This window comes from Sphingobium chungbukense (assembly GCF_001005725.1).
Lineage (GTDB): Bacteria > Pseudomonadota > Alphaproteobacteria > Sphingomonadales > Sphingomonadaceae > Sphingobium > Sphingobium chungbukense.
The window spans coordinates 458023-482649 of sequence record NZ_LBIC01000005.1; the positions used below are offsets into that span (position 1 = coordinate 458023).

Sequence of the window (24627 nt, forward strand, 5' to 3'; positions counted from 1 at the left end):
GGCGATCCTCAGGCCGTCGTGCGCAGGGCGCTGCGCAATGCCGCAAGATTGCCGCCCGTCTTGACCTTGCCGGGCAGGGGGTGGCCGACGATCTGCTCCGCCATGGCGGCGCATTCGATCAGCGCATCCAGGTCGATGCCGGTTTCGATGCCCATTTCATGGCACATCAGCACCAGATCCTCGGTGCAGACATTGCCCGCCGCGCCCGCATGTTTGGCGAAGGGGCAGCCGCCAAGGCCAGCCACCGCCGCGTCGAAATGGGCGACGCCCATCTCCAGCCCGGCATAGGCATTGGCAAGGCCCATGCCCCGCGTGTCGTGCAGGTGGAGCGATATGGCGACGTCCGGATTGGCACCCCGCACCGCGCCGACGACGCGCTTGATCTTTTCCGGCGTGGCCCAGGCCATGGTGTCGCCCAGACCGATGATCTTCAGATCCTCGCCCTGATCCGCCGCGATCCGCCGCATCGTGCCGACCAGTTCGACCACATAGGCGGGATCGACATCGCCTTCGAAATTGCAGCCGAAGGCGGCCGTGACGAAACCGGTGGTGATGGGCACGTCATGCGCCTGATAGAGGCGGATGAGATCGGGCTGCGCGGCCAGTTGCTCTTCGGGCGTGCGGTTCTGGTTGCGCTTCAGAAATGCCCTGGAGGCATAGAGGGTCAGCTTCCCCTCCATATGCAGCCGCTTGCTCTCCAGCGCGCGGAGGAAGCCCTGCTGGTTCAGCCAGAGGCCGGTATAATGCACGCCTGGAACCGGCGTGATTCCGGCCACGACCGCTTCTGCATCGGCCATGCCCGGAACCCGTTTGGGATTGACAAAGGATACGATCTGAATGTGTTTAAGCCCTGTCTGCGACAATGCATTGACCAGGCCGATCTTATGGGACGTGGGAATAGCGGCGGATTCGATTTGAAATCCCTCTCTCGGACCTTCCTCCTTGATATGGATTTCCTTGGGCAGATCATTCATTTCCTGTCTCCGCATGGAATGAAGGCTCGACAATGGCTTTTGCTTCACTAATAAGAATATTGTTCTGATAGTCGGAACCAAGAGGGGTGACGTGACGAAGCGCGATCAAGAAGAAGGCCAAAGCAACTCCAAATCGGGCGTCGCTGCTGTCGACCGTGCTTTCACCATATTGGGGGCATTCACCCATGAGCAGCCGGTGCAGTCGCTTGCCGAACTGGCGCGCAACACCGGGCTTTACAAGAGCACGATCCTGCGCCTGCTGGGATCGCTGGAGGGCTTTGGCTATATCCGCCAGATGGCAGACGGCAATTACCAGCTCGGGCCGAAGCTGGCCGAACTGTCGTCCATCTTCCAGGATGCGTTCGACCTGCGCGACTATGTCGAGCCGGCGCTCAAGGACGTGGTGAACCAGACCCATGAAGGCGTGTCCTTCCTGGTCCGGGACGGCGACACCCAATTGTGCCTGTTCCGGCAGGACGGCCGCCATGCGGTGCGCGATTATCATATCCGCGTCGGCACGCGGCTCAATCTGGACAGCGGCGCTTCCGCGCGGATTTTCCGCCATCTGAGCAATCCCGCCAGGCTGCCCAACCCGCTGCCGCGTTATTATGCGATTTCGCGGGGCGAGGTGAACGGCGAAATGGCGGCGATTTCCGCACCCGTCTTTGGCGCCCGCAACGAACTGGTGGGCGCGCTTCAGATTTCCAGCCCGATCGCGCGCTTCACCGACGATCATGTGGAAATGCTGAAATCGGTCGACACCGAAGCCAGCGTGAGGCTGTCGATTTCGCTGGGTCTCGATCCCCGGCAATTTTCGTCGGATCTGGAAGCCCTGCACGATTGAAGGCGCTCTCCTCTGTTCCCCTGTCCGGAAGGACGGACAGGGGGTGGGGGCGCGCCGTCCCGATGGGGCGGCGCGGGTCGCCGAAGCGCCGGTCACACCACCCTCTGTTCGCGCAGCGCCGTTAGCTCCGCCTCGTCGAGGCCGAATTCACCGTAGATTTCCGCATTATGCTCACCCAGCAGCGGCGGCGCGTGACGCGCGCCCGGTTCGCTGTCGTTGAAGCGATAGCCGCCGCGCACCACCCGGACGCTGTCCAGTCCGCCATGGGCATAGGGTATTTCCTGCACAAGCCGCCGCGACTGAACCTGCTCGGATGCCAGGATTTCCGGAATGGTCAGCACCCGTCCGCTCGGGACGCCCGCTTCGTTGAGCAGCGTTTCCCATTCCAGCGCGGGGCGGGCGCGCAGGGCGGTGTTGACCTCCGCATTCAATGCCTCGCGATGGGCCTTGCGATCCTCGCGCCCGGCAAAGCGGCTGTCGGTGATCAGATCCTCGCGGTCGATCAGGCGGCAGAGCGTCTCGAACTGCTCCTGCTTGTTCGCCGCGATGTTGAGCGGGCCGTCGGCCGCGGTGAACACACCCGATGGGGCCGCCGTCATATTCTGGTTGCCGATGGGGCGCGGCTCCACCCCTGCGAGCAGATAGTTGGACACCGCCCAGCCGAGCGCGGACAGGGTGGAATCCAGCATCGACACATCGATGAACCGTCCCTTGCCGCTGTCCTTGCGGGCATAGAGCGCGGAAACGACGGCGAAGGCGGCCGACAGCCCGCCCAGAGTGTCGCACAGCGGATAGCCCACCCGCAACGGCGCGCTGTCCTTGTCGCCGGTGATGCTCATCACGCCCGACATGCCCTGCACGATCTGGTCATAGGCGGGATTGCCGCGCATCGGCCCATCCTGCCCGAAACCGGAAATGGCGCAGAAGACAAGGCCCGGATTGATGGCGCTCAGCACGTCATAGCCAAGGCCCAGCCGGTCCATCACGCCGGGACGGAAATTTTCCACCAGTACATCGGCGGTGGCGACGAGCTGCTTGAACAGTTCGCGCCCCTCCGGCGTCTTGAGGTTCAGCGAGACGGACTTCTTCCCCGCATTCTGCGCGAGGAAGGAAGTCCCCAGCATCTGCCGGTTGAGGTCGGACGAAGCGCCAAGCTGGCGGGCGAGGTCGCCCCCCTGCGGATTTTCGACCTTGACGACCTCTGCGCCCAGCATCGCCATCTGATAGGTGCAATAGGGACCGGACAGGATATTGGTCAGGTCCAGCACCCTGATGCCCGACAGCAGGTCGGCCGGCGGAAGGGAAGACGCTGCGCTCATCAGATTTCCGCTGTCAGCACGTCGTAGCGATAGAGCCAGTCATAGCGATCGGTGATCGGATCGCGGCTCCATTCGCTTTCCATATAGGTGATGGCGCCTTCTTCGGTCGCCAGCGCCTTTTCATGGAAGCGCCCGGTATTCTCGCGCGCACCCTGCACCATCTTGGTGGTGCGTTCGACGCGGGCGCCCTCATAATGCTGCAAGGCTGTTTCCGCATCGTCGAAGCCGTCGAGGCAACGGCCCAGAATGACGCCGTCCTCGATCGACATCACCGCGCCCTGCGCCAGGAAGGGCAGGGTGGCGTGGCAGGCGTCGCCCAGCAGGGAAACCCGGCCCTGGCCCCAGGTCTGGCGCGGCTTGCGCTCCATGAACGCCCATTTCATCAGCGTGGGGGCGGTCTGGATCAGCGTCTGCACATCCTCGTGCCAGCCGGCGAAGTCGCGGGCGCATTCTTCCTTCGACCCTTCGACGCGCCAGCTTTCCACCTGCCAGTCATTGCGCTCGATGGTGCCGATCATGTTCATCAGCTTGCCGCCGCGCAGCGGATAATTGACCATGTGACCGCCCGGCCCAATCCAGGTGGAGCCGACCATCTCCTGCATATGCCTGGGCAACGTCTCCATCGGAATGACCGAGCGCCAGGCGACCAAGCCATAGAATTGCGGCGCGTCGTCGCCCCAAAGTTGCTGGCGGATCGTCGACTTGACGCCATCGGCGCCGATCAGCACGTCACCCGTCGCGACCGTCCCATTGGCAAGGAGCAGGCGCACGCCATCGTCGTCCTGCTCGAAACCCGTGACGGTGGCGTCGAGATGGATCGAGTCCGGGGAGATCGCCTTTACGCCGTCCACCAGCGCGCCCAGCAGGTCCGGGCGATAGATGGTGAGATAGGGATAGCCGTAGCGTTCGATGGCGGAATCGCCCAGATCGAACATCGGCCAGGCCTTGCCCGTGTTCCAGAGGCGGAATTCCTTGCGCTTGGGCGCGCAGGAGGCGGCGCGCAACTGTTCGAACACGCCCAGCGCATCGAGCGCGCGCGAACCGTTGGGGCTGATCTGCACGCCTGCGCCGACCTCGCCCAGTTCGGGCGCCTGCTCGTACACTTCGACCTCAAAGCCCCGGCGCAGCAGCGCGAGCGCGGCCGACATGCCGCCAATGCCCCCGCCGGCGATGAGTATCTTCTTGGGCTTGCTCACTTCATGCTCTCCTCATGGGAAATTTCAGATGGCCAGATCGGGTCGGCCATTTCAAAAAGTCTGGGTTCTCAACCAGCCGAAGGCGTCCATCGCTGGCGCATCTGACACTTTCAGCAACACGGCATTCTCGCTCGCGCGATGGCGGTAGGGCCGCCATGCGGGCACGCAGACGGTGTCGCCGAAATTCCAGGCGAAGCGCTGGCCGTCGATTTCCGTCTCGCCGCTGCCGCGCACCACCGCGTAGATGATGTTGGCGGTCGTGCGACTGAGGCCTGTCGGCTTGCCCGCATCGAGCTGCTGCATGTCGAGCCGGATGGTCTTGAGCGCCGGATCGCCAAGCTGGACGGAGGCATGGGCATCGACATGGCCGTTGCCGCGATCCGCCTCCAGCCGGGCCAGCGTGTCTTCCCAGCGGAAGGCGAGCGCCCCGCCCTCGCTGGGCGTGCTTTCCTTTTCCAGTCCTTCGGGATGCGGTTCGAAGAACATGGGTTCCAGCAGATGCACCAGCGGAACGTCCAGAAAGTCCATCCAGTAGCAGTCGTCCTTGCCCACATTGTCGTGCGAATGCCATGCCCAGTTGGGCGTCAGCAGCACGTCGCCGGGACGCATCTCGACCCGTTGGCCGTCCACCACCGTATAGGTGCCGCGCCCTTCCAGGATCAGGCGAAGCGCGTTGGGGGTGTGCCGGTGGGCGCGAGCGATCTCGCCCGCCTTGACCAGCTGATAGGCGGCCACCAGCGTCCGGACGGTGGGATAGATGTTCCCTTCCGCCGGATTGAACATGGTGAGGTTGCGCCGTTCGGCCTTGTCCGTGCCGATCAGGTGGCCTGCGGCCTCCAGGATCGGTTTCACCTCGCTGTAGCGCCACTGGAAGGGCAGGAAATTCGCCACCGGCTCCCGCCACAGGGCAGGACGGGTGCGATGCCAGCCGCCTTCCATGTTGAGGTCGGTGAAGGCCGCGTATAGCGCCTCCAGAGACTGAATATTCGCTGCCATCGGATCAGTTCTGCTTGATGATCGGCGGGACATAGGCCTGAGCGAAGACTTCGGTCGCGCCTTCGCTGCCCTGCACGACATCCACGGTCATTTCGCCGACATTTTCGATCCAGATGCGAACCTTGTCGCCGTCGACGATCGGACCCACGCCTTCGGGCGTGCCGCTAGCGATGATGTCGCCGGGCTGGAGCGTCATGACCGCCGAAGCGGTTTCGATCATGCCGGGAATGTCGAGTACCAGGTCGCGGGTGTTGGCCGACTGGCGCAGTTCGTCGCCCACCCACAGCTTGAAGTCGAGCTGTTCGGCGTCGCCCACCTCGTCGGCAGTCGCGATCCAGGGGCCGACCGGGCAGAAACTGTCATAGGCCTTCCGGAAGACGCGCTCCTCGCGGCCGCGCACCACCATGTCCATCAGACAGGCGTAGCCGAACACATAATCCTTCCAGTCTTCGCGCTTAACCCCGCGCGCGGTGCGGCCGATGATGATGCCCAGTTCGGCTTCGTGATGGACCTCGCGGCCCGGCACATTGGGCAGCACCACCGGGTCGGCGGGGCCGGAAAGCGAGGAATTGGGCTTCAGGAAGAAACCCTGATTGGTGGCGCGGTAGCCCGCCTGCATTTCCTTGCCATGGGCATGGTAGTTCACCGGATAGGCGATGATCTTGTTCGGCCATGGCACCGGCGTTTCCAACCGGACGGAGGCGAGGGGAAGCCGCTCGCCCGCAGCCGCCGCCGCTTCGATGGCGGGACGCAGTTCAGCGAAATCGCGGATCAGGCGCACCGGCCCGACCGGGGGCCATTCGCCTGGAGCGATGCCGCAAGCCTCAGTCACCTCGACGATCTCGTCCCCCAGGACGACACCGATCCTACCTCCGTCGAAACGAGCAATTTTCACCGCGATCTCCACTATGTTCTGTCTGATAGAATATAGTTCTATTTTATTATGCGAGGCGTAAAAGAGTCAAGACCGCACACGCCGATTTGCTGCATTTTTGAAAAGAAAAAAGGGCGGAAATCCGCCCTTTTCCTAATCTGAGGCCGGGGCGCGGATGCCGATGCACCCACGCCCCGGAACGCTCAGGCGACCTTTGGCTCTTGCCTTTAGAAATTGGCGCGCAGGCGAACGCCATAGACGCGCGGTGCCGCGATCGTCGCGGCGAAGAAGCCGCCAATGGCCGGGATCTGATCGCCGCCGGTATAGACCGCCTTCTTGGTCAGGTTCTGGACGAAGGCATCCACCGTGAACCGATCTTCCGGCGCTGTGTAAGTCGCGTTCAGATTGACCAGCGCGTAGCCGCCGGCATGCGCGTTCGGCACGAAGGACGCGTGCAGCCAGCGACTCGAAGCGAAGGTCATGTTCGCGCCCAGGTCCAGATGACCGCCATTGCCGACATTGAAGCTGTGCGTATAGCCCGCGCTGCCCGTCCATTCGGGCGAACGTGCCATCTGGAGGCCCGAACAGTCGACGCTGTAATTGGCCGTGCCCGAAATCGGGCTGAAAGCGCATCCGGTCGACGGAGCCGTGGTATAGGCGGTCCAGATGAACTCACCATAGCGCGCCTTGTTATATTCTACCGCGAAGTTCAGCGTATCGGCGTCCGTGACCTTTGCAATCACATCCAGATTCGCGCCCTTGGAGGTCGCCTTGCCTGCATTGATGATGGTGGACACGCTGCGACCATTGCGGCCCAGGCGCTGTAGGCTCTGCTGAAGATTGTTATACTTCCAGTAGAAGAGTTCCAGATTGGCCTGCAAACGCCCGTCGAAGAAGCGGTTCTTGGTGCCGGCCGTGAAGGCGGTGATGGTTTCCGCCTTATAGGGTTCGACATCCGCCACGGTCTGGCCGCCTGACTTGAAGCCGGTCGATACGGTTCCATAGATCATGCTGCGCGGCGCGATATTATATTCGAATCCCGCCCGATAGTTGATCCGGTCATCCTTCAGACTGGTGTTGATGTTCAGCGACGATGCACAGGGCGTCGTGACAGTCGCCGAGCAAGCCGTGGACGGATAGCGCGGCAGCAGGAACTGCTTACCATCGATGATGGAACGCTTTTCATTGGTGTAGCGCAGGCCACCGATCAGCTTGAAACCATCGAACAGTTCATAGCTCAACTGACCGAAGGCGGCATAGCTCTTGGTCTTGAGCAAAGCCGAATAGGCAAGGGCGACGGTCGCCAGGTCGACGGTCGATGCATTGGTCTGATTCTCGTCGAAATAGAACAGGCCCAGCGTGTAGGTCAGCGGGCTGCCGCCATTGTCGATCAGACGGGCTTCCAGCGATTTCGCCTTGGACACCTGGCCTTCGTCGGTCAGCGCGGAAACCGTGCTGTACATAATGCCGGGATAATTTTTGGCCCGCATGCTCACATGCTGATAGGCCGGGACGACCGTCAACGTGGCGAAGCCCAGATTGACGTCGGCCTGCGCGTGCAGATTGTAGGCGTCGATATTCTGATAGCTGTCGGAAGAATCGTAGCGGCGCGGGGCCCGCAGAAGGGCGAGCCGCTTGTTCAGTTCCGGAACAACGCTGGTCCATTCATTGTCGGGCAGGTCGGGACCGCCCAGGGGCGTGCTCGCGCTGGGATTGTAGGACACATTGCCGGGGCCGCGGCCGCCCAGATGCTGATAGCTGCCCCAGAGCCGCAGGGAGAAGGCGTCGCTCGGCTTGAAGAGCAGTTGGAGACGAGCGGACTGGTGCTTGTCGTCATCCGAACCGTCCGAAATATAGCCGTCTCGCGACACAATCTGGCCGGAAGCACGAAGGGCGATGGTATCGCTGATCGGGAGGTTGACCGCTGCCTCGCTGCTGACGCCCGAATAATTCTGGATGCCGAGCTGAACATAGCCGCCGCGCTCGCCCAGCTTGGGCGTCGCGGGAATGACGTTCAGCGCGCCGCCGCTCGAATTGCGGCCATAGAGCGTGCCCTGCGGGCCCTTCAGCACTTCGACGCGTTCAATGTCGAAGAAGGAGCCGCCAAAGGACTGGGACCGGGCGACATAGACGCCGTCGAGGTTGAGCGACACCGACGGATCGCTGAGCGGCGTCGTGGTCGGCGTACCCGCGCCGCGGATATAGACCTGCGTGGCCGTACCGCCCTGGGCGATCTGCACGCCGGGGGCGATCCTCGCTATGTCGGTTGCCTGCGACACGCCTGCCTTGCGCAGGGAATCGGCGGAAAGGACTTCGATGGACAGCGGCAGGCGTTGCGCGCTTTCCGAACGGCGCTGCGCGGTGACGACGATATCGCCAAGGCCGCCCTGGGATGCTTGTTCGGTTGCCGATTCGGCAACGGCTGCGGGCTGGGTGGCGGCTTGTGCCGCGCTCTCCTGCGCCCACACCGCTGCGGGCATCAGCGCGCTGGCCGCGATGCCGGCAAGCAGTGAAGAATAAAGCGAATTCCGGTGCATTAAGCTCCCTCCTGAAAGATTCCGTGATTAACGGAACGGTGATGTACGGCGCCACCGCCAACCATTCTTATTATCGTTCCGTATGTCAGAACGGCATTCTCTTTTTATAACCATCTTTGATACCGGTCAAGTCGGCCCGAAAACTCTTGCTCGATTGTTGCCGATTGGCCGCAGTAAGGCGGCGGCTGCTGGGCGGGGATGACCATTCTCTCCCTTGACCTTCAAAAAAATAGAACATAATTCTCTCTACCGGAACCATGACATCGATAGAGCTGCGTTGACGCCCATCGCGCCCAGCTTCGTCGCCTGATAGGAGAAGAGGATGACCAGCTTTCCCAACACCCCCAGCTTCACCGGCTTCAATACGCCGTCACGGGTGGAAGCCGATGTGCAGGACCTGAATGTCGTCGGCACGGTGCCTACGGAAATAGACGGCGCCTTCTATCGCGTGCAGCCCGAACATCAGTTCCCGCCGCTGCTGGGCGACGACATCGCCTTCAACGGCGACGGCATGATCAGCATGTTCCGGATCAAGGGCGGCAAGGTCGATTTCCATCAGCGTTGGGCAAAGACCGACAAGTGGAAATTGGAAAATGAAGCGGGCCGCGCGCTGTTCGGCGCCTACCGCAATCCGCTGACCGACGACGAGTCGGTCAAGGGCAGGATTCGCGGCACGGCGAACACCAACGCCTATATTCATGGCGGCAAGCTCTATGGCCTGAAGGAGGACTCGCCCGCGCTGGCGATGGATCCGGCGACGCTGGAAACCGAAGGTTACACGGATTTCGGCGGCAAGATGAAGGGCGAGACCTTCACCGCCCATCCCAAGACCGATCCCGTCACCGGCAATATGTGCGGCTTCGGCTATGCGTCGAAGGGCATATTGACCCGCGACATGACCTATTACGAGATTTCGCCGCAGGGCGAACTTCTGTACGATATCTGGTTTGAAACGCCCTATTATTGCATGATGCATGACTTCGCCATCACCGAAGACTATGCACTCTTCTCCGTCATGCCGATGACAAGCAGCTGGGAACGGCTGAAAGCGGGCAAGCCCCATTTCGGGTTCGATACGTCCATGCCCAGCCACCTCGCGGTCGTGCCGCGCAAGCCCGGCACCGCGGCTGACGAGATTCGCTGGTTCAAGGGCGAAAGCTGCTTCACCGCCCATGTCATGAACGCCTATCAGGAAGGGTCGAAACTGATCCTCGACATGCCGGTGGCGCAGAACAACATGATGCCCTTCTTCCCGGACATCAACGACAAGCCCTTCGATCCCATGGCGGGCCGCACCTTCTTGACGCGCTGGACCGTCGACCTCAGCCAGAATGAGGAGGAATATCGCAGCGAGCGCCTGTCCGATATGATCGGCGAATTCCCCCGCTATGACGAGCGTTACACGGGCCGCAAATATCGCTATGGCTGGATGGTCGTGATCGATCCCTCGCAGCCGGTCGAACTCAAGGGCGGCAGCGCGGGCGGATGGGTGATGAACACGCTCGGCATGGTCGATCTGGAGACCGGAGAGGAGCAGAAATATTGGGTCGGGCCGACCTCCAGCATTCAGGAACCCTGTTTCGTGCCCCGTTCCAAGGATGCGCCGGAAGGGGACGGCTGGATCGTCATGGTCTGCAACCGGCTGGACACCCACGGCAGCGACCTGCTGATCTTCGAGGCGACCCGCATTGCCGACGGTCCGATCGCGACCGTCAATATTCCGGTGCGGCTGCGTTTCGGCCTGCACGGCAACTGGGCCAGCGCCGAAGATCTGAAGGTGCTGGAAAATATCTGACTTGCGGCCTGGCCCGGCCGCTGGAAGCGGTCCGGGCCCCGCATAGCGTAGCAGGATGATATGACCTCTCTCACTCCCCGGAATGTCAGCGCCGCCGCCTTCGCCAAGGCCATCGACCGCTTCGGCGCGGCGATCGGAAAGCAATGGGTGCTGACCAGCGACGAGGATCGCGCCACCTATCTCGATCCTTACGCGATGGGCGATGGCATGGACCATGAGTCGTCCGCCGTCCTCGCCCCTGCGTCAGCGGAAGAAGTGCAGGCGCTGGTGCGCATCGCCAATGAGCATAAGGTGCCGCTGTGGCCGGTCGGCCGGGGCAAGAATTTCGGCTATGGCGCTGCTGCTCCGGCGATGCGGGGCAATGTCATCCTGGATTTGAGCCGGATGAACCGCATCCTCGATGTCGACGAGAAATTCGCCCATTGCCTGCTGGAGCCGGGGGTCAGCTATTTCGACCTCTATAATCACCTCAAGGACAATAATATCCCGCTGTGGATGTCGGTGCCGGGCAATAGCTGGGGCAGCGTCGTCGGCAATGCGCTGGATCGCGGCATCGGCTACACGCCCTATGGCGACCATACCGAAACCCTCTGCGGGCTGGAGGTCGTGCTGCCGGACGGCGACATGGTCCGCACCGGAATGGGCGCACAGGCGAACAGCAAGGTGTGGCAGGCCTATCATTACGGCTATGGTCCCGGCTGGGATCAGATGTTCGTCCAGTCCAATCTGGGCGTCGTGACCAAGGCGGGCCTGTGGCTCCAGCCCGAACCGGAAATGACGGCGAAGATCACGCTCGCCCTCCCCAATTTCGAGGATGCGAGCTGGGCGCTCGACATATTGACCGAACTGCGCCGCCGCGACGTCATCCAGCATAATATCGTCTTCGGCAGCCCGGTGCGCGCCGCATCCGTCCAGTCGCAGCGCAAGGACTGGTATGACGGCCCCGGCGCGCTGCCGAATTCGGCCAGCGAAGAAATGATGAAGAAGCTGAACCTTGGCTGGTGGAACACGAAACTGTTCCTGTTCGGCTATGCGGGCGCGGTGCAGGCGCATGTGAAGCTGATCCGCGATCTGTTCGAACCGAAACTCGGCAAGAAGATCGACTTCGAAATCTGGCAGAAGGGTGATCCGGTGGAAAAGTCCGCGCGCGGCATTCCCTCGACGCTCGCGCTGCAATCGGTGAACTGGTATGGCGGCCGCGGCGGGCATTTGAGTTTCGCGCCGGTCATGCCGCCGGACGGCAAGCTGATCCTCGACTATGCCAAGCGCACCAAGCGTCTCTATGACGAGGTCGGCCATGATTATTATGCCAGCTTCACCATCGGCAAGCGGCATATCAACAATGTCAGCCTGATCCTCTACGACCGCGACGATGCCGACATGACGGCGCGCGTGGACAAGCTGTACCGTACCCTCGTCGCGCGCGCGGCGGCGGACGGTTACGCCGAATATCGCGGGCATATCAGCTATATGGACATCGTCGCCGACACGTTCGACTTCAACAACGGCGCCATTACCCGGCTCAACGACCGGGTGAAGAAGGCGCTCGATCCCAACAACATCATCGCGCCGGGCCGCAACGGCATCGGCCGGGAAGGGGCGAAGGCATGATGCGGCGTAACGGGTCCTTCTGGGCGACGGCGGGCACCATGGCGCTCGCCCTGACGGCACTGGTCGCCTGCGCGCGGCCGGATGGCGGGGAAAAGGCTGATGCGGCCACAGTGGAGCCTTCGGCCAGCGCCATGTCGCCCGGCGAAAAGCTTTATCGCCAGGAATGCGGCTTCTGCCATATCGGCCATAATACCGGCACCATCATGCTGGAGCGGCGGCTGGGCGAAGGGCAGGGCGAACTCGCCAAGCGCACCGACCTGGACGCCGATTTCGTCGTCAGCGTGGCGCGCAACGGTCTGATGAGCATGCCGCCCATTTCCCGTGTGGAGGTGACGGACGAGGAACTGAAGCTGATCGCCGGCTATCTGGCCCGCAACAACAAGGCCGGGGAGGCCGCCAAGTGATCACGCGGCGGCGCCTGATCGGGACGATGGGGGGCGGGGCGGTCCTGTCCGCCGTGACCCTGCCCGAGGGGCTGTTCGCGGCGGTGCGCCCGCCCTTTCGCGCCGTCTGCGACAGGCGGCTGGAAGGCGGACGGTCGCTGCATGACGCCGCCCGCGCGGCCGGTTGCGACGTGGCCGATCCGCAGGGGGAAATGGTCCGCCTGTTCCACGGCGATTGCGCGGCATGGCTGGCCTCGGACGTGCCGGTGGTCGGCTATACGAGCTGGTCGGACTATCACATGATGGGTGAACTGGCGCGTTCGGCCGGTCGCCGGATGACACAGGGCGCCATGATAGGGCGTGACCGCGACAGCCGCGAACTTGTGCTGGGCCGGGACAACAGGATGACGCTGCGGATGCGCGGTCTGCTCGACCAGAGCTGTGCCGGTTGCACGCAGGGCGGGATCGCCTGGATCGTCGAGAGCTGATCCCAGGAGCTAATAGTCGCGGGATGTGATGCGGCCGATCTGACCCAGTCAGATCGGCCGCTTTTTCATGGCTGCTGCTTGAAGGGCAAACCGATCCGCCGAGTCACATCAGCACAAAAAAAGGCCGCTCCGAAGAGCGGCCTTTCCTGTATCGCAGGGGATGAAGGGGCGATCAGGCGCCCTTGTACCCCACCCAATATTTGGGCTTGAACGTCAGCGCGAGGGCGCTGGCGACAAGAGCGGTGACGATCACGCCGATGAACGGCACGGTATAGCCGCCGGTCATGTCATAGCCGAGGCCAATCAGGCCGATGCCCGTCGCCGCGCCCAGGTGGAACGCGGCCATCAGGAAGGCGATGGTCTGCGCCACCGGGCGCAGGCCGAACATATGCTTCGCCAGGATGGGTTGCTGCACCACGACGCCGCCCTGGGCAAGGCCACGGAACAGGGTGAAGGTGATGAATGTCACAGGGCCAGCGACCGGGAAGGCCAGTGCGACGGCGACGGCGCACAACAGCCAGCACAGCGCCACGCCGCGCGTGGAAATGCGGTCGAACACCCAACCGAAGGCGATCTTGCCGAGCGCGGAGATCACCATGACCATCGTGAAGCCGAGCGCCGCCATATATTTGCTGAGGTCCGCATGGTGCGACAGGAACAGCGCGGTATGTTCGTTGATGCCGTTACTGAAGGCGCCCGATGCGAACACCGCGGCCAGCAGCACATAGAAGCGCGGCGAACGCAGCATAAGGTTGAAATCCTCGCCCGGAGGCGGTCCCGCGACAGCAGGCGCGGCGTGCTGCGTGCTGCCCTTTGGCGGGTCGATCTCGTCGGACGTGTAGCCATAGACTTCCGGCGATTCATGGGCGAGCAGCGCCACCAGCGTGGTCAGCACCACCAGCACGACCAGACCGGCAAGACCCGAAGTGACATGCCAGCCATATTGCTGGACCAGATAGGTGGTCGTCAGCGGAATGATCGCGCCCGCGACGGCACCGCCCAGCAGCGCCGTGCCGGTGATCGAACCCAGCCGCGCCGAAAACCAGCGGGCCAGCGTCACCTGGAAGGCAATGTTGCAGTTGATGCTGAAAAAGCCCGACAGCGCCGCCGCGCCATAATAAATGGGCAGGGTCTTGGCGAAATAGAGCAGGCAGGTCGAAAGGCCGATGGCGGCCAGCGACACGATATAGACCCGCTTCAGCCCGAATTTGATGAACATCGGCCCGACCAGCAGGCCGGTCAGCGCCGACACCAGCGACTTGATCACCATGAAGTTGGTGGTCTGGCCCAAGGTCCAGCCGGTATCCTTGGCGATGCTGTCATACATGACCGGCATCATCATGGAGATGCCCGCCAAAGCGAAACCCCATACCAGGAAGCTGGCGACGACATTCAGATAGGCATATCGCCGCACGGTGGCGATGGGCAGCCTGGCAGTTGTGGACACGTCAGTGACCCTTTCGATCTCGGGCGTCTCGCCTTCGGTGGATTGAAGGAATATCCGAAGCCGGATATTCGCTCCGACGGGCCATACCGCGCGGAATGCAGGCGCCATCCGAGTCGTCTTGCTGCGCGACCCCTTGAGACATCCTTATCCTAACGGTTCCGTCTGTCAGAACTTCGTTCCCTTTTATGCGCGATTCGTTTGCGCACTGTCAAATGATTTTGCCCTCGACGGGCATGAATGCCCAGGAAATCCGCCGTTTTTCAAGGTCTCATTTTCCATCTTGCGCCCCTGCTTCTTAACGAATACATATGTATTCATCAAACGATTTTCGCTTCAGGAGTAGGGTGAATGGCAGTTCGCAACGGGCAGCAATATCTTGCGGGTCTGAATGACGACCGCGTCGTCTGGCTGGGGGACAAAAAGGTCGATGTGCTGAACGAGCCCAAATTCCAGGGTTCGCTGAACGGCATGGCCAGCTATTTCGACTATCAGATCGAACATGCCGACGACTGCATCGTCGACGATCCCGAAAGGCGCGACGAAAAGATGAGCGCCAGCCTGATCGTACCGCGCTCGAAGGAAGACCTTCAAATCCGTCACCGTGCGCTCGACCGTTTCGCGCGCTATAGCTACGGCATGTTGGGTCGCACGCCTGACTATGTGAACGTGGTTCTGTCGGGCCATGTCGCCCGCCGCGACATCTGGGAAAAGGGCGATCTGGTCTATCATGACCGCCTGACGAAATTCCACCGCGAAGTCATCGAGGGCGACCTTTCGCTGACGCACGCCATCGCTCATGCCAACATCGACAAGGGCACGGGTGATCTGGCTGGCATGAATGCAGACCTTACCCTGCATGTCGTCAAGCGCACCGAAAGCGGCGTCGTGGTACGCGGCGGCAAGATGCTCGCAACGCTCGGGCCGTTCTCCGACGAATTCTATGTCTATCCTTCATCACCGATTCCGAGTGGCGCTGAAGACTATGCACTCTGCTTCTCTGTTCCGTCGAACACCAAGGGTCTTACCATGTTCTGCCGCGACCATTATGGCGTGCAGGCGAGCGTGGCCGATGCACCCTTCTCCTCGCGCTTCGACGAGCAGGACGTGTTCGTGGTCTTCGACGATGTCGAGGTGCCCTATGAGCGGCTGTTCATCGACGGCAATCTCGACGTCTACAACAATGTGACGCGCGGCGTCTCGCCGGGCAACACGCTGCAACAGACCGCGATCCGCGCAATGGTGAAGCTGGAATTCGCTTACGATCTGTGCACGCTGATGGCGCGCATCACCAACAGCGAGGGCCGTTCCGACGTGGCCGCCATGCTGGGCGAAATCCACACCTATATGAAGCTCACCAAGTCGGCGATCACCGCCGCTGAAGCCAATGCCCATGAATGGGGCACCTCGGGGGCCTTCTTCCCCCATGGCGATCTGGCGGTCTTGCGCTCGATCATGCCGGAATGGATGGTGCGGGTGAACCAGATCATCTGCGCGTTGGGGTCGCACAACATGCTGGCGACGCCGTCGATGGACCTGTTCGAAAATCCCGAAGTGGGCGACATGCTGCGCCGCTACCTGCCGGGCGCGAACGACATCCCGGCGGAGGAACGCGCCCAGATCATGCGCACCGCGCGCGATTTCGCCATCTCCTCGCTGGGCGGGCGCGTCGAGCTCTATGAAATGTTCTATCTGGGCAGCCTCAACCGCGCCCGCGCAGGCGACCATATGGTGGCCCAGCGCAACGGCTTCGGCGGTCAGGTCAAGGAATTCCTGGCCAAGTCGGGCGTCGGCCGCAAGTAAGAAGAACAGGTGCAGCCGGGCGGCCTTCACGCCGCCCGGCTGCATGAGGAGTGGAGTGACCCATGGCATCAACTGCATATTTCGAGCGTCTGAACCCGCTTGACGGGACGGTCGCCAGCCGTTCGCCGCGCGCGACCGTGGCCGACGCCATCGCCGCGGCCGACCGCGCCGCCGCCGCGTTTCCCCAATGGTCGGCGCTTGGCCCCAATGCCCGCCGCGCCGTACTGAACCGGGCGGCCGATGCGCTCGACGCCCGCGCCGACGCGCTGGTCGATGCGATGAAGACCGAAATCGGCGCGACCGAGGGCTGGGCGCGCTTCAACGCGACGCTGGCCGTCGGCATGGTCCGTGAGGCCGCCGCGCTGACCACCCAGATCGGCGGAGAGGTGATCCCCTCCGACAAGCCCGGTTGCCTCGCCATGGCGGTTCGCGAACCGGCGGGTGTGGTGCTGGGCATCGCGCCGTGGAACGCGCCGATCATCCTGGGCGTCCGCGCCATCGCCGTGCCGCTCGCCTGCGGCAACACGGTGATATTGAAGGCATCGGAAACCTGCCCGCGCACGCACAGCCTGATCATCGAGGCCTTTGCCGAGGCGGGCTTCCCCGAAGGTGCGGTCAACAGCGTCACCAACGCGCCGGAGGATGCGGGTGACATCGTCGGTGCCCTCATCGACCATCCGGCCGTCCGCCGGATCAACTTCACCGGTTCCACCCATGTCGGCCGGATCATCGCCAAGCGGGCCGCCGAGCATCTGAAGCCCGTTCTGCTCGAACTGGGGGGCAAGGCGCCCTTCGTCGTGCTGGACGATGCCGATCTGGACGAAGCGGTGAAGGCCGCCGCCTTCGGCGCCTTCATGAATCAGGGCCAGATCTGCATGTCGACCGAAAGGATCATCCTGGTCGACGCCATCGCCGACGCCTTTGCCGAGAAATTCGCGGCCAAGGCGGCAACGCTCGTCGCGGGCGACCCGCGTGAGGGCAAGACGCCGCTCGGCTCGGTGGTCGACATCAAGACGGTGAACCATGTCAACGCGCTGATCGACGATGCGCTCGCCAAGGGTGCGCGCTTACTGTCGGGGGCCAAGGGAACGGGCGTGCTGATGTCCGCCACCGTCATCGACGGCGTGACGCCGGAAATGAACCTCTATCGCGACGAGAGCTTCGGCCCGGTCGTCGCCATCATTCGCGCAAAGGACGAGGCGGACGCGATCCGCATCGCCAATGACAGCGAATATGGCCTGTCCGCCGCCGTCTTCACCGGCGACGCCGCGCGCGGCCTGCGCGTCGCACGCCAGATCCGGTCGGGCATCTGCCATGTCAACGGCCCGACCGTGCATGACGAGGCGCAAATGCCCTTCGGCGGCGTCGGCGCGTCGGGCTATGGCCGTTTCGGGGGCAAGGCGGGGATCGACAGCTTCACCGAACTGCGCTGGATCACGGTGGAGACCCAGTCGGGTCATTTCCCGATCTGAACGATAAAGACGCGCGAGAGGAGTATCGAGGGATGAGCCACCCCGCGCTCACGCAGGATCATCCGATATTGGACGATTTCCGCCAGGCCATGCGCCGGGTGGCGAGCGGGGTCGCGCTCGTCACCACCGGCGACGTTGAGGGCAACCGCTTCGGCATTGCGATGACGGCGTTCATGTCATTGAGCTTCGATCCTCCCTCGCTGGTCATCGCGGTCAATCGCACGGCCTCGATTCACAAGCCGTTGCTTGCCAACGGCGCGTTCTGCGTCAATGTGCTGTCCGACAGTCAGGAGGCGCTGTGCCAGGACTTCGTGTCCCGCGCTTCGCACGACCGCTTCGGTGCGGGCGAATGGCTGGCGGACGAACGGGGGATTCCCTATCTTCCCGGCGCGCTTTCCAATATTTTCTGCGCCGTCGGTTCCCGCCAGTCGTCCGGATCGCACGATGTGATCGTCGGCCTGGCGAGCAGGGTGGCCAATCGTGATGAAATATCGCCGCTGCTCTTCGTCGATGGCCGATATGGCGCTATGGCCGGGTCATGAACAAGTCAGACAGCAGCGCGGCGGCAGCCGCCAATGGAAGCAGGGGACGAGGCGCGTCGGAACGCGGCGGGGAAAGCAGCCGCGAGCGTTTCCTGGACGCCGCCGATCAACTGTTCATCCGCGAAGGCTATGACCGCTGCACCATCCGCGCGATCAGCGCCGCGGCGGGCACAAGCCTTGCGGTGCTCAGCCGCCATTGGGACAACAAGCAGCAATTGTTCGAGGAGGTGTTCAAGCGCCATTTCGACCCGATCCATTCGGCGCAGAACGCCCGTTTCGATGCGCTTGAGGCAAAGGGCGAACCGGCCCTGCGCGCCATATTGGAGGCTTTTTTCAGCCCGGCGCTGGCGGGCAATATCGGTCCGCTGGAACAGCGCACCAGCCATCTCGTCTATTGTCGCGCCTTGATGGACCCTTCGCCGGAGGCGCGGGCGATCGCCCGGCCGCTGGTGCGGGCGACGCGTTCGCGGCTGATCCGGCTGCTGCGCACGGCTCTGCCCCATCTTGACGAGACCCGTTTCTTCCTCGCCATGTCCACCGTGCTCGGCGCCTATATCTATCCGCAGGTTAACGGGCCACGGCTGGCAGAAATCATGGATGTCGAATTCGGCAAGATCGACTGGGCCAGCGCCGCGCTCATCATCCCCCATTTTCTGGAGGCCGGCCTGCGCGCGGACAGCGCCGCCCGGACACCCCCTGAGAGGCAGATGTGACATACACCATCGCCACCACCGAGGAGATCGTCGAGGAGGCGCGACAGGGCCGGACGTTCATCCTGGTCGATGACGAGGATCGCGAAAATGAGGGCGATCTGGTCATCCCGGCGCAGATGGTGACGCCCGAAAAGATCAGCTTCATGGCGACCCATGGGCGCGGGTTGATCTGTCTCGCGCTGAGCCGGGAGCGGGTGGAGGCGCTGGGCCTCACGCCCATGAGCCGCACCAACGGCACGCAATATGAAACCGCCTTCACCGTCTCCATCGAGGCGAAGGAAGGGGTGACGACCGGCATTTCCGCTGCCGACCGCGCCCGTACCATCGCCACGGCGATCGACGGGACCAAGGGTGCGGCGGACATCGTGACGCCTGGCCATGTCTTCCCATTGATCGCCCGCGACGGCGGCGTGATGGTGCGCGCCGGCCATACCGAGGCATCGGTCGATATCGCCCGGATGGCAGGGCTGAATCCGTCCGGTGTGATCTGCGAGATCATGAACGATGACGGCAGCATGGCGCGGCTGGACGACCTGATCGGCTTTGCCGAACGTCACGGGCTGAAGATCGGCACGATCCGCGACCTCATCCATTATCGCCGCCGCTTCGACAAGGTCGTCGAGCAGGTCGCGCAGTCCACCCTGCATTCCGATTTTGGCGGCGAATTCACGATCAAGGTCTATCGCAGCACGGTCGACGGCGTGGAAAGCGTGGTGCTGCAAAAGGGCGAGATCGACGATGGCGAACCCGTGCTGGTCCGCGTCCATGGCAGCCTGCCGCTCTACGACCTGTTCGGCATGAGCGGCCCGCGCAGCCGCCTATTGCAGCGTTGCATGGAGGAAATCGGGCGCGAGGGCAGGGGCGTCATCGTGCTGGTGCGCACATCGACATCGGATCATATTTCCCGCGCGGTCGAAACGGGCGATCATGTGTCGGAAATGGAGCTGCGCCATTATGGCACCGGCGCGCAGATATTGGCCGACCTTGGCGTGCAGAAGATGGTGCTGCTGACGACGCTGCGTCGCCATATCGTCGGGCTGGAAGGGTTCGGCCTGGAAATCGTGGGGGAACGGACCCTATCGGGTGACGCCTGATCGTCCCCTCCCTATCTGCGACAAGAAGAGGATATAATGACAGCCTATCCGCAACTCCACATGATGATCGACGGAGAACGCGTCGCAGCCGGGGACCGCGCCACGCACCGGGTGATCAATCCCGCGACGGGCGAGACCCTGGGCGAACTGCCGCTGGCGACCGCCGCGGATCTCGACCGGGCGCTGGAAGCCGCGCAGCGCGGCTTCCGCCGCTGGCGCAATTCCTCCGCGCAGGAACGCGCCGCCGTGCTGCAAGGGGCCGCGCGCCTGCTGATGGAACGGGCAGATACGATAGCCCGCATCGCCACGATGGAGGAAGGCAAGACCGTCGCGGAGGCAAAGGCGGAGGTCGGCATGGTCGCCGGTCTTTTCAACTTCTATGCCGGCGAATGCCAGCGCATCTACGGCCGCACCCTGGTCCGCCCGGCGGGCCTACGCTCCATCGTGACGAAGGAGCCGGTCGGCCCGGTCGCCGCCTTCGCGCCGTGGAATTTTCCGTTGTCCAATCCCGGCCGCAAGTTGGGCGCGCCGATTGCCGCGGGTTGTTCGGTCATCCTCAAATCGGCGGAGGAAACCCCGGCCTCCGCGCTGGGCGTGCTCCAGTGCCTGCTGGACGCGGGCCTGCCCGGCGATGTGGCACAGGCGGTGTTCGGCGTTCCCGATGAGGTGTCCCGTCACCTGCTCGCCAGCCCGATCATCCGCAAGCTGAGCTTCACCGGATCGACCGTCATCGGCCGTCATCTGCTGAAACTGGCGGCCGACGACCTCAAGCGCACGACGATGGAACTGGGCGGCCACGGCCCGGTGCTGGTGTTCGACGATGTCGACACCGGCCGGGTGCTTGACGCGATGGTGCCGCACAAGTTCCGCAATGCCGGTCAGGTCTGCGTCGCGCCCACCCGCTTCATCGTTCAGCAGGACATATTCGACGACTTCGTCCAGGGCTTTGCCGAGCGCGCCGCAGCGCTGAAGGTCGGCAACGGCCTGGACCCGGACGTCCGCATGGGACCGCTCGCCAATCCGCGCCGTCCCGACGCCATGGAAAAGATGGTCGCCGACGCGGTGGCCCGCGGCGCGAAGCTCCACACTGGCGGCGAACGGCTGGGCAATCAGGGCTTTTTCTACGCGCCCACGGTCCTGTCCAATGTTCCGCTCGATGCGGAGATCATGAACGAGGAACCCTTCGGGCCGGTCGCCATCCTCAACCCCTATGTGGGTGAGGAAGAGATGATCGCAGAGGCCAATCGCCTGCCCTATGGTCTTGCCGCCTATAACTGGACCGACAATGCCGCCCGCCAGCGCCGTCTGGCCCGCGAACTGGAGGCGGGCATGATCACGATCAACAACATCTCGGTCGGCGCGCCCGACTCGCCCTTCGGCGGGGTCAAATGGTCCGGCCATGGCTCCGAGGACGGGCCCGAAGGGATCGAGGCGTGCCTCGTGACCAAGGCCGTTCACGAAGCCTGAGTAACATAGAAGGGGGTGCATTCCAGACGAAATGCACCCCCTTCCTGTATCTATGCCCAAGGCTGGCGGCTTGACGAAGGGGCTCGGCCGGTCCGGCGCGCTTTTCCCTTGTCACGACACCGGATCAGCGATGTCGCGATATTTCCCCAGCGCTTCATACCAAGTCGCTGAGATGCTGACGCATCACGACTTGGAAATGCTCAAGCGCCGCGCAGACTTTGCCAATCAGCCATTGCGCATGAACGCCGCGAAAAAGGCATAGAGTCGGTCGATCCCGTCCAGCGGCAGGACATGCGCGACATATTGGTCCGGTCGCACAACCACCATCGCGCCCCGCGCACGGTCGATGCCGCGTCGGTCGTAAATGTCCCCTTCCGGCCCTGCTGCCGCGCAGAAGATCTTTTCATAGTCATGCAGGCCGTATCGACCCTTTTTCGGCCGGAGGATCGCGGGCATGCGATCGATGCGCAGCGCGTCGCGCGGCTGTTGGAACACAGCGCGTATGTCGAGGAAGGCGTCCGGGTCCTCGCCTTCCCGCGTATAGAGCCGCAGCGGCGAGTTTGCGTCCTGCGCCAGCCGGGTGCAAAGACGGGCCACGGGCGAATCCGCGACACCCTCATCCTCCTTCCCTGCGAAGAGGAACAAGCGCCACCGGCCGTCCGCCTTGATTTCATGTCCAAGGTGCAGCGGCTTGCCGTCCGCCAGCCGTTCGACCGGCGCGGAATGGAAACGGGTGCCGATCTCGAAGCCCGTGGCGAGCGGCTGGTCATCGGCCGTGCCGGTGAGCTGCGAGGGTGAATAGCGCGTCGCCGTACCAGCGGTGAACCGGCCCTGCCGGATGAAATATCGCCGGAACTCCTCCGGATCGATCCCCCCCTCGTCATTTTCCGAGGTCTTGGGCTTTTCGCTGAACATCGCCGCCCATTCGCGGTCGAAGTCGATCAATTCCCGGGCGATCGTCTGCCGTTCGGCCGAATAGCTGTGAAGAAGCTCGGGCCTGGCCTTGCCGGAGAGCACGGCGGCGAGTTTCCAGCCAAGGTTGAATGCGTCCTGCATGGACACGTTCATGCCCTGACCCGCCTTCGGACTATGCGTATGGCAGGCGTCGCCCGCAATGAAGATGCGCGGGGTAGTACCGGCAGGATCATCGTCGCGCACGTCGTCGAACTTGTCGGTCAGTCGCTGACCGATCTGATAGCAGGACCACCAGGCGACTTCCTTCACCTCCAGGCTGAATGGTTTGATGATGCGCTGCGCTGCCGCGACCAACTGCTCGATGGTGATGGTCTTTTCGGTGATGCGCTGGTTCTCGTTGAGCGCGTCCAGCTCGACATAGAAGCGCGTCAGATAGCCGCCCTCGCGCGGGATGATGAGGATGCTGCCTTCCTCGGCCGACTGGATCGCCGCTTTGTGCCGGACATCGGGAAAGTCGGTGACGGCAAGCACATCCATCACGCCCCAGGCATGGTTGGCGGAATCGCCGTCGAGCGTGCGGCCGATCAACTGCCGCACGGCGCTGCGCGCGCCGTCGCATCCGACGACATAGCGGGCGCGGACGGTTTCGGTGCCCAGGACCGTGCCATCATCATCGATCCGTTCGATCGTCGCCGTCACCGGATAATCCGGATCGGCGGCATCGTCGCGTACCAGATTGACGAGCTGACGGCTGTAATAGGGCACCAGGCGGCGCGGCGAATTGGCCATGATGCGCAGATAGCGGTCATGGACGCGCGCCTGGTTCAAGATGATGTGGGGCTTTTCCGAAAGCCCTTCCTCCACGTCGCGCACGCGTCCGCTCCGGACGATGCCGCCCCTGGCGTCCGGCTTCCAGAAGGTGACTTCGTTGACCCAATAGCCTTCATTCTCGATCTCGTCGGCGAAACCGAAGGCCTCGAACATTTCCATGGTGCGGCAGGCAATGCCGTCCGCCTGACCATGGGTCAGCGGGCCGTCCTTGCGCTCGATGATCATCGTGCGGATATCGGGGAAGGCGGAAAGCTGGGCCGCCAGCGTCAGCCCGGCCGGGCCGCAGCCGACGATCAGCACATCGACTGCGTCTGGAACGGTTTTCGGGTCAAGGATGGTGGCGGCAGCCTCGGTATAGGAGGGGTCGCCCGGTCGGAAGCCGTTGAGGTGAAACTGCATGTTCGATCCTGCTATATGATATGCGTGGGGAGGCGGGGCGGTATCAGGCCGTCTCTTCGACGACGCCGCTTTCGATATGTCCCAGACCCTCGATTTCGATGCGGACGCGGTCGCCGGCTTTCAGGAATTCGGGCTTGCCCGCATTGGGCGGCGGCGATCCGGTCAGGATCATGTCGCCGGGCCGCAGTTCGAAGAAGCCGGAGAGATAGCTGATCAGCTTGGGCAGCTTGAACACGGCCTCCGACGTATTGGCCGAGGTGCGGAGGTCGCCGTTCAAATACTGGCGCACTTCCAGATCGTGCGGATCGGCGATCTCGTCGCGCGTGGTGATCCACGGGCCTGAAGGCGCGAAGCTGTCGAAGGTCTTGGCCATGGCGTAGGGACCGGGCGATCCGACGATCACCTGCAACCGATGGCTGAAGGCGGTGACGTCGTTCACGATGGTATAGCCTGCGACATGGGACAGCGCGTCTTGCTCCGCGATGTGGCGGCCGCGCTTGCCGATGATGGCGGTCATTTCCGGTTCGACCACGATGTCGCCCGCTATGCGCGGCAGGATGATGTCGGACGTGGGGCCTGTTATGGCGCTGTCGAACTTGGAGAAGAATACGGGCTGGTCCGGCAGCTTCGCCATCGCGGGATTCAGATAATTGACCCAACTGCACAGGATTTTCGAGGGATCGGCAATGGGTGCAAGCAGGCTCACATCGCCCAGAGGCTGCCGCGCCTCAGCTGGCGCCGCCCGCGCAATGGCTTCCAGTTCGGCCAAGGCCTCACCGCCCAGCGTCAGCAGCGTCCGCGTGTCGCCCGGAGCGAAGCGCTCCGCCAGCTCGGGCGCGGCCCAGTGCAGATCGACGACGGTCTCGTTCAGGACGATGCCGCTGCGTTCAGCCCCCTGATGCTCGAAACGGCAAATCCTCATGATAATCC

General features: G+C 63.2%; 20 protein-coding genes. 11 read left to right on the plus strand and 9 right to left on the minus strand.

Annotated elements, in window-relative coordinates; genetic code table 11:
• Positions 1-8 precede the first annotated feature (8 nt).
• A complete protein-coding gene (locus YP76_RS13050) occupies positions 9-989 on the minus strand; it encodes a hydroxymethylglutaryl-CoA lyase (protein WP_332307415.1) in 981 nt (326 codons plus the stop codon).
• Positions 990-1065: 76 nt separating this feature from the next.
• Here YP76_RS13050 and YP76_RS13055 point away from each other — a divergent pair, with 76 nt between their 5' ends.
• The gene (locus tag YP76_RS13055) at positions 1066-1818 is read left to right on the plus strand and encodes an IclR family transcriptional regulator (RefSeq protein WP_046764004.1); all 753 of its coding nucleotides are present in this window, start codon (positions 1066-1068) and stop codon (positions 1816-1818) included.
• Between the two features lie 92 nt (positions 1819-1910).
• Here YP76_RS13055 and YP76_RS13060 read toward each other — a convergent pair whose 3' ends face one another.
• The 5 genes from YP76_RS13060 to YP76_RS13080 form a co-directional block, all read right to left on the minus strand.
• Positions 1911-3137, minus strand: a complete 1227-nt coding sequence (locus tag YP76_RS13060; protein ID WP_046764005.1) for a CaiB/BaiF CoA transferase family protein — start codon at positions 3135-3137, stop codon at positions 1911-1913.
• A complete protein-coding gene (locus YP76_RS13065) occupies positions 3137-4333 on the minus strand; it encodes an FAD-dependent monooxygenase (RefSeq protein ID WP_084733140.1) in 1197 nt (398 codons plus the stop codon). Before YP76_RS13065 ends, YP76_RS13060 begins: the two co-directional genes overlap by 1 nt.
• A 51-nt stretch (positions 4334-4384) precedes the next feature.
• Complete coding sequence (locus YP76_RS13070; protein WP_046764006.1) at positions 4385-5329, minus strand: cupin domain-containing protein; 945 nt, start codon at positions 5327-5329, stop codon at positions 4385-4387.
• Positions 5330-5333: 4 nt separating this feature from the next.
• The gene (locus YP76_RS13075; protein ID WP_046764134.1) at positions 5334-6224 is read right to left on the minus strand and encodes a fumarylacetoacetate hydrolase family protein; all 891 of its coding nucleotides are present in this window, start codon (positions 6222-6224) and stop codon (positions 5334-5336) included.
• Between the two features lie 206 nt (positions 6225-6430).
• Positions 6431-8740, minus strand: a complete 2310-nt coding sequence (locus tag YP76_RS13080) for a TonB-dependent receptor (protein WP_046764007.1) — start codon at positions 8738-8740, stop codon at positions 6431-6433.
• A 322-nt stretch (positions 8741-9062) separates the two neighbouring features.
• On the opposite strand from YP76_RS13080, the gene YP76_RS13085 reads away from it, so the two are divergent.
• The 4 genes from YP76_RS13085 to YP76_RS13100 are packed head-to-tail and all read left to right on the plus strand — an operon-like array spanning position 9063 to position 13017.
• A complete protein-coding gene (locus tag YP76_RS13085; RefSeq protein WP_046764008.1) occupies positions 9063-10535 on the plus strand; it encodes a carotenoid oxygenase family protein in 1473 nt (490 codons plus the stop codon).
• A 60-nt stretch (positions 10536-10595) separates the two neighbouring features.
• The gene (locus YP76_RS13090; RefSeq protein WP_046764009.1) at positions 10596-12146 is read left to right on the plus strand and encodes an FAD-binding oxidoreductase; all 1551 of its coding nucleotides are present in this window, start codon (positions 10596-10598) and stop codon (positions 12144-12146) included.
• On the plus strand, positions 12143-12550 hold the full coding sequence (locus YP76_RS13095; RefSeq protein ID WP_052757412.1) for a c-type cytochrome: 408 nt from the start codon (positions 12143-12145) through the stop codon (positions 12548-12550). The genes YP76_RS13090 and YP76_RS13095 overlap by 4 nt, the downstream gene beginning before the upstream one ends.
• Complete coding sequence (locus tag YP76_RS13100) at positions 12547-13017, plus strand: hypothetical protein (RefSeq protein WP_046764010.1); 471 nt, start codon at positions 12547-12549, stop codon at positions 13015-13017. Before YP76_RS13095 ends, YP76_RS13100 begins: the two co-directional genes overlap by 4 nt.
• 172 nt (positions 13018-13189) lie before the next feature.
• Here YP76_RS13100 and YP76_RS13105 read toward each other — a convergent pair whose 3' ends face one another.
• Positions 13190-14464, minus strand: coding sequence for an MFS transporter (locus YP76_RS13105; RefSeq protein WP_157801297.1), 1275 nt, complete (start codon positions 14462-14464; stop codon positions 13190-13192).
• Between the two features lie 348 nt (positions 14465-14812).
• Here YP76_RS13105 and YP76_RS13110 point away from each other — a divergent pair, with 348 nt between their 5' ends.
• The 6 genes from YP76_RS13110 to YP76_RS13135 all read left to right on the plus strand — a co-directional run bounded on the left by YP76_RS13110 (position 14813) and on the right by YP76_RS13135 (position 21552).
• On the plus strand, positions 14813-16264 hold the full coding sequence (locus tag YP76_RS13110) for a 4-hydroxyphenylacetate 3-hydroxylase N-terminal domain-containing protein (protein ID WP_046764012.1): 1452 nt from the start codon (positions 14813-14815) through the stop codon (positions 16262-16264).
• Positions 16265-16326: 62 nt separating this feature from the next.
• The gene (locus YP76_RS13115) at positions 16327-17736 is read left to right on the plus strand and encodes an aldehyde dehydrogenase (protein ID WP_046764013.1); all 1410 of its coding nucleotides are present in this window, start codon (positions 16327-16329) and stop codon (positions 17734-17736) included.
• 32 nt (positions 17737-17768) lie between these two features.
• Positions 17769-18278, plus strand: coding sequence for a flavin reductase family protein (locus tag YP76_RS13120; protein WP_046764014.1), 510 nt, complete (start codon positions 17769-17771; stop codon positions 18276-18278).
• Complete coding sequence (locus YP76_RS13125) at positions 18275-18991, plus strand: TetR/AcrR family transcriptional regulator (RefSeq protein ID WP_046764015.1); 717 nt, start codon at positions 18275-18277, stop codon at positions 18989-18991. Before YP76_RS13120 ends, YP76_RS13125 begins: the two co-directional genes overlap by 4 nt.
• Complete coding sequence (gene ribB, locus YP76_RS13130) at positions 18988-20085, plus strand: 3,4-dihydroxy-2-butanone-4-phosphate synthase (protein WP_046764016.1); 1098 nt, start codon at positions 18988-18990, stop codon at positions 20083-20085. Before YP76_RS13125 ends, ribB begins: the two co-directional genes overlap by 4 nt.
• Positions 20086-20121: 36 nt before the next feature.
• Positions 20122-21552, plus strand: a complete 1431-nt coding sequence (locus YP76_RS13135) for an NAD-dependent succinate-semialdehyde dehydrogenase (protein WP_046764017.1) — start codon at positions 20122-20124, stop codon at positions 21550-21552.
• A gap of 225 nt (positions 21553-21777) precedes the next feature.
• Here the strand turns inward: YP76_RS13135 and YP76_RS13140 are convergent, their stop codons facing one another.
• Together YP76_RS13140 and YP76_RS13145 are read right to left on the minus strand one after the other, a co-directional pair.
• Positions 21778-23697: an FAD-binding monooxygenase gene (locus tag YP76_RS13140; protein ID WP_046764018.1), complete on the minus strand. Its 1920-nt coding sequence runs from the start codon at positions 23695-23697 to the stop codon at positions 21778-21780.
• 43 nt (positions 23698-23740) lie between these two features.
• Complete coding sequence (locus YP76_RS13145) at positions 23741-24619, minus strand: fumarylacetoacetate hydrolase family protein (protein ID WP_052757413.1); 879 nt, start codon at positions 24617-24619, stop codon at positions 23741-23743.
• Positions 24620-24627 lie beyond the last annotated feature (8 nt).